The organism is Inquilinus limosus MP06 (assembly GCF_000767795.1).
Taxonomy (GTDB): Bacteria; Pseudomonadota; Alphaproteobacteria; order DSM-16000; family Inquilinaceae; genus Inquilinus; species Inquilinus limosus_E.
This window is the reverse complement of record NZ_JANX01000395.1, coordinates 1-5,995: the sequence shown is the minus strand read 5'-3', so window position 1 is coordinate 5,995 and position 5,995 is coordinate 1. Positions and strand designations below refer to the sequence as shown.

Genomic DNA, 5,995 nt, shown 5'->3' with positions numbered 1-5,995 from the left:
CCGCCGGGCTGGGCCGACGAGGCGGCGACCGCCGAGGTCGTGGCGGAGGACGCCGAGCCTGCCGAGGCTTGGCCGCGCCCGGCGGACGAGCCCATCACCGGTCGGCTCATGCCGGCACCGATGAAGCCGGACAGTAGCTGAGGGCTCGGCGTCTCTTCACATCGTCATTGCGAGGAGGCGAAGCCGACGAAGCAATCCATCTGTCCGCTCGTGCTGCTGCATGGATTGCTTCCCGGCTCAAGGCCGTGGTCGCAATGACGGTGTGGATCGGAGAATCCGTGTTCAAAAATTGATGGTTTGCCTCTCTCGTCCACGGGAGAGGTCGGAGGCGCCTGCGCCTCCGGGTGAGGGGATTTTGTCGAGGATGGAGCCCGGCCTCACCCGCAAGGCGGGACCAAAAATCCATATCCCGTCATCCCCCGCGAAAGCGGGAATCTCGTCCCGGCAAGATGGAGGAGATTCCCGCTTTCGCGGGAATGACGGCAAAGGGGTGGGGCGGTGTTCTGGAAAGGCCTTGCCGGGCGACTCACCGCCCCACGGCATAGGCCTGCATCAGCCGGGGCGTGGCGGCGGCGTGCAGTAGGCCGTCGGGGTCGCGGGATGCCGCGACCAGGCGGCCGACGGTCCATTCCGGCGCCTCCTCCAGCGCGTGGCCGCGGCGGCGCAGCTCCGCCAGCACCTCGGGGCCGAAGCTCTCCTCCGCCAGCAGGTGGCCGGGCTTGCGCTCGCGCGGGTAGAAGGAGCTCGGGAAATGCGCCGTGTGGAACATCGGCTGCTCGATCGCCTCCTGCAGGTTCAGCCCGTGATGGACATGGCGCAGGAACAGCTGCAGCTGCCACTGCTCCTGCTGGTCGCCGCCCGGCGACCCGAAGGCCAGGTACGGCTTGCCGTCGCGCAGCGCCAACGACGGGGTCAGGGTGGTGCGCGGCCGCTTGCCCGGCGCCAGGCTGGTCGGCAGGTCCGGCTCCAGCCAGAACATCTGGCCGCGGCTGTTCAGCATGAAGCCCAGCTCCGGGACCACCGGCGAGGATTGCAGCCAGCCGCCCGACGGCATCGCCGCCACCATGTTGCCCCAGCGGTCGACCGCGTCGATATGCACCGTGTCGCCGCGCCGGGCCGACAGCATGTCGGCCATGGTCGGCTCGTTCGCCGCCAGGTCCTTTAACGCCGTGCCGCTGACCTTGGACAGCCGCTCCAGCACCGCCATCACCTGGTCGACCTGGGCCTCGTAGCCCGGCACCCGGCCCGGCCGTAGTTCGCGCGACGCGGTGGCGCCGATCAGGCCGCGGCGGGCGTCGTTGTAGGCATCCGACAGCAGCGCCTCGACCGGCACGTCGACGAAGTCGGGGTCGCCGTAATAGGCCTCGCGATCGGCGAAGGCGAGCTTCATCGCCTCGGTCACCGTGTGCACGAAATCGGCGCTGGCCGGGCCCATCGACGCCAGGTCGATATCCTTCAGCAGGGCCAGGGTCTGCAGGAACACCGGGCCCTGGCCCCAGGGCCGGATCTTGGCGACCGTGTGGCCGTGATAGTCGTAGGTCAGCGGCGCCTCATAGGCCGGCCGCCAGCGGGCCAGGTCGTCGCCGGTGATGACGCCGCGATGGCGCCGGCCGCTCTCGTCCATCACCTCGGTGGTGCGGGCGAACCGGTCGATCGCCTCGGCCACGAAGCCCTTGTAGAAGGCGTCGTACGCCGCCTCGGCCTGGCGCTCGCGGTCGCCGCCGGCGGCCTCGGCCTCGCGGATCACCCGCTTCCAGGTCTCGGCCAGCGCCGGGTTGCGGAACAGCTGCCGGGCCTTCGGACCCGACCCGCCGGGCAGGAACACTGCGGCGGAGGTCGGCCATTCGGCCTCGAAGAAGTCCTTGAGGCCGGCGATGGTGTCGGCGACGCGCGGCAGCACCGGGTGGCCGCCCTCGGCATAGTGGATCGCCGGCTCCAGAACGTCGCGCACGGTCAGCAGGCCATGGTCGCGCAGCAGCGTCATCCAGGCGCCGAAGGAGCCGGGGACGACGGTGGCCAGGAGGCCGTTCCCGGGGATCAGCTCAAGCCCCTCGCTCTTGTAATGGGCGATGGTGGCGCCGGCCGGAGCCGGGCCCTGGCCGCACAGCACCTCGGTCTTCCCGGTCTTGGCCGAATGGAACACCACCGGCACGTCGCCGCCGGGGCCGACCAGATGCGGCTCCACCACCTGCAGCACGAAGGCGGTGGCGATGCAGGCGTCGAAGGCGTTGCCGCCGCGCTCCAGCATGGCCATGCCGGCGGCGCTGCCGAGCCAGTGGGTCGCGGTGACCATGCCGAAGGTGCCGAGCAGTTCGGGGCGGGTGGTGAACATCGGTGTCTCTCAGCTTTCGCGGGGGTCGAGGGCGTCGCGCAATCCGTCGCCCAGCAGGTTGAAGCCCAGCACGACCAGGAAGATCGCGCCGCCCGGGAAGACCGACATCCAGGGCGCCTGGCTCATGAAGTTCTTGGCGGTGTTCAGCATCGAGCCCCAGGACGGGGCGGGAGGCTGCTGGCCGAGGCCGAGGAAGGACAGGCTGGCCTCGGCGATGATGGCGGTGGCGATGGTCAAGGTCGCCTGCACGATCAAGGGCGGCAGCACGTTCGGCAGGACGTAGCGGATGATGATCCAGCGGTCGGGCAGGCCGATCGACCGGGCGCCTTCGACATAGTCCTCGGTCTTCACGCTCAGCACCTGGCCGCGGGTCAGGCGGATGAACAGCGGCATCGCCGACAGGCCGATGGCGATCATGGCGTTGCCCAGGCTGGGGCCGAGGAAGGCGGCGAGCGCGATCGCCAGGATCAGGAAGGGGATGGCCAGCATCGCCTCGGTGGCGCGGGAGATGGCGCCGTCGACCAGCCCGCCATAGTAGCCGGCCAGCAGGCCGAAGGGCACGCCGACGGCCAGGGCGATGGCGACCGAGATCACCCCCGCCATGAGCGAGGCGCGGGCGCCATAGGCCAGGCGGGTGAAGATGTCGCGGCCGAGGTCGTCGGTGCCCAGCCAATGCGCGGCGGAGGGCGGCTTGCGGATGGTCAGGAAGCTGGTTTGCAGCGGGTCCTGCGGCGTGATCAGCGGCGCCAGCACGGCCAGCAGCACGAAGGCCAGCACCAGCACGGCGCCGACCACCGCGCCCCTGTTGCGCAGGAACTTCTGCAGGCCACGGCTGCGCCGCTTCGGCTTCGCGGTATCGGCATTGAGGGCGCTTTGGACAACTGTGGGCGCGGTCATGACGGGTGCCTCAGCCGCGGGTTGATCAGGATGTACAGCACGTCGGCCAGCAGGTTCATGGCGATGAAGCCGATGGCGGTGCACAGGACGACGCCCTGCACCACGGCGTAGTCGCGGTTGAACACGGCGTCGACGATCAGCTTGCCGAAGCCGGGGATGGTGAAGACCTGCTCGGTCAGCACCGCGCCGGCCAGCAGCTCGCCGAACAGCAGCGTCACCAGGGTGACGATCGGCACCAACGCGTTGCGGAAGGCGTGCTTCAGCACCACGGCGGGACCCAGCAGGCCCTTGGCCCGGGCGGTGCGGATATAGTCCGAGCGCAGCACGCTCAGCATCGCCGAGCGGGTGTGGCGCATCAGCGTCGCGGCCAGGGCGTTGCCCAGCACGAAGGCCGGCATCAGCATGGTCTTGAGGCTGAGCCACAGGTCCTGCGACGGGGAGACGTAGCCGGAGGCGGGCAGGAGGCGCCACTGCACCGACACCAGCAGGATCAGCATGATGCCGAGCCAGAAGTTCGGGATCGACAGGCCGGAGAGGGCGAGGATGTTCGCGCCGTAATCCACCGCCGTGCCCTTGCGCACCGCGGCGATGATGCCGGCGGGGATGCCGATCAGCAGGGCGAACACCATGGCCATGGCGGCCAGCTGGATGGTCACCGGCAGCTTCTGGGCGATCAGCTCGGTCACCGGCGCGTCGGTGCGCAGCGACACGCCGAAATCGCCCTGCACCACCTGGCCGATCCAGGCGAAATACTGCACCGGGATCGGGTCGTTCAGCCGGTACTTCTCGCGCAGGTATTCCAGGACCGCGGGGTCGCGCTCCTCCCCCGCCATGGTCAGCACGGGGTCGCCCGGCAGCAGCTTCTGCAGGGCGAAGACCAGCATCGACACCAGGATCAGGGTCGGCACCGCGACCATCAGCCGGCGCAGGATGATCCGGGTCATGGGTGGGCCTCGCGGACAACCCCAACCAAGTCCCCCCTCCCCCTGCGGGAGGGGGGTAGGGGGAGGGGGTTGTCGATCGAAGAAAACCGCCGCATCCCCTCCTGGCGCAGCCCGGCCTTGCCCGGGCAGGGCCTGAGCATCGGCGCGAACCCCCTCCCCCTGGCCCCCTCCCGCGAGGGGAGGGGGGACTCGATCGGAAGCGGTCGGGCGGGAGCGAGCGCCTGCATCGTCAGCCCTCGATGCTCATGCCCTTGAGGCGGATCATGCCGTCGGGATAGGCGGTGAAGCCCTTCACCTTCTTCGACAGCACGAAGGGCCAGGGCTGGTAATAGGTGTAGATGATCGGCAGGTCCTCCTCGAGGATCGCCTGCGCCTGGTCATACAGCTCCTTGCGCTTGGCCTGGTCCGGCGTCTGCCGGGCGGCGTTCAGCAGCTCGTCGACCTTCGGGTTGCAGTACTTGCCGTCGTTCAGGTTGCCCTTGCAGGTGACGAAGGCGTGGATGTTGCCGTCGGGGTCGACGCGGCCGGACCAGCCGATCTGCATGGCGTCGAAATTGCCCTGCTGTGCCTCCTTCTGCATCGCCGCGAACTCGGTGGCGCGCAGCTTGATGTCGAAGCCGGCCTCCGACGCCATCGCCTGGGTCAGCTCGGCGATCTGCTGCGCCAGGGTGCCGGTGCCGAACACCAGCTCGAAGGACGGGTGCTCCTGCCCCGCCTCCTTCAAGAGCTGCTTGGCCTTCTCGACGTCCCGCGCCCGCACCGGGAACTTGTTGCTATAGTAGGGGCTGGCCTGCGGGAAGGGCTGCTGCGCCGGCGGGTAGATGCCGGCGCCGGCCACCTGGTTGATGACCTCGCGGTCGACCGACAGCTCCAGCGCCTGGCGCACCCGCTTGTCCTGGCCCAGCGGGGTCTTGGCGCGGTCGCCATTGCCGGTGTTGATGGTGATGCCCTGGTAGCCGATGCCGGTGACCGGCGCGAACACCAGGTTCGGGTCGTCCTTGACCGAGGGCACGTCGGACGGGGCCAGCCGCTCCAGCATGTCCAGGTCGCCGGCGCGCAGATTGGCCAGCCGCACCGTGGTGTCCGGGATCGGCTGGAACACCACCTTGTCGATCTTGTAGTTCGCGGCGTCCCAATAGCCGGCGTATTTCTGCAGCACGATGCGGTCGTTCTGCACCCGCTCGACGAAGCTGTAGGGGCCGGAGCAGACGGGCTTCTGGGTGAAGGTGTCGAAGGCCTTCGGCGCCAGCATCATGCCGGCGCGGTCGGACAGCTGGGCCAGCAGCGTCGCGTCCGGCTTCGACAGCTTGAGCGCCACGGTCTTGGGGTCGACCACCACGACATCGGCGACCGAGGCCAGCTCGCTCTTGCGCAGGCTGTCCGGCAGGGTGCGGGCGCGGTCGAGATTGGCTTTCACCGCCGCGGCGTCGATCGGGTCGCCGTCCTGGAAGGTGATGCCGTCGCGCAGGGTGAAGGTCAGGGTCAGGTTGTCGTCGCTCCAGGCCCAGCTGGTCGCCAGCTTCGGCACGAAATTGAGCTTCTCGTCGATATCGAGCAGCTTGTCGCAGAGCGAGGCGAAGACGATGCGGCCGACGAAGGTGCGGGCCCGGTGCGGGTCCAGCACGTCGGGGTCCTCGTTCAGCCCGACCCGCAGCGTGGTCTGGCCGTAGGCCGTGCCGCTGAGCAGCAGGCCGGCGAGCATGAGAAGAAGGGGACGTGCGCGCATAGGTGAGCCTCCTGTTCGGTTTCTTATGATCGGGCTGTCTGGGCCTGGCGGGCCGCCTCGGCCTGGCGGGCGCGGTACAGCGACAGCCGCGCGGCC

The 5,995-nt window shown here is 69.3% G+C and carries 4 protein-coding genes; all 4 read right to left on the bottom strand.

All coding sequences use genetic code 11. From position 1 onward, the window contains the following. Nucleotides 1-526 precede the first annotated feature (526 nt). The 4 genes from P409_RS24005 to P409_RS23985 all read right to left on the bottom strand — a co-directional run bounded on the left by P409_RS24005 (nt 527) and on the right by P409_RS23985 (nt 5,899). A complete protein-coding gene (locus P409_RS24005) occupies nt 527-2,332 on the bottom strand; it encodes a gamma-glutamyltransferase family protein (protein ID WP_034844599.1) in 1,806 nt (601 codons plus the stop codon). A gap of 9 nt (nt 2,333-2,341) precedes the next feature. After that, nucleotides 2,342-3,229: an ABC transporter permease gene (locus tag P409_RS24000; protein WP_034844598.1), complete on the bottom strand. Its 888-nt coding sequence runs from the start codon at nt 3,227-3,229 to the stop codon at nt 2,342-2,344. Further along, nucleotides 3,226-4,173, bottom strand: coding sequence for an ABC transporter permease (locus P409_RS23995; protein ID WP_034844597.1), 948 nt, complete (start codon nt 4,171-4,173; stop codon nt 3,226-3,228). Before P409_RS23995 ends, P409_RS24000 begins: the two co-directional genes overlap by 4 nt. 229 nt (nt 4,174-4,402) lie before the next feature. Further along, nucleotides 4,403-5,899: an ABC transporter substrate-binding protein gene (locus P409_RS23985; protein WP_034844592.1), complete on the bottom strand. Its 1,497-nt coding sequence runs from the start codon at nt 5,897-5,899 to the stop codon at nt 4,403-4,405. Nucleotides 5,900-5,995 lie beyond the last annotated feature (96 nt).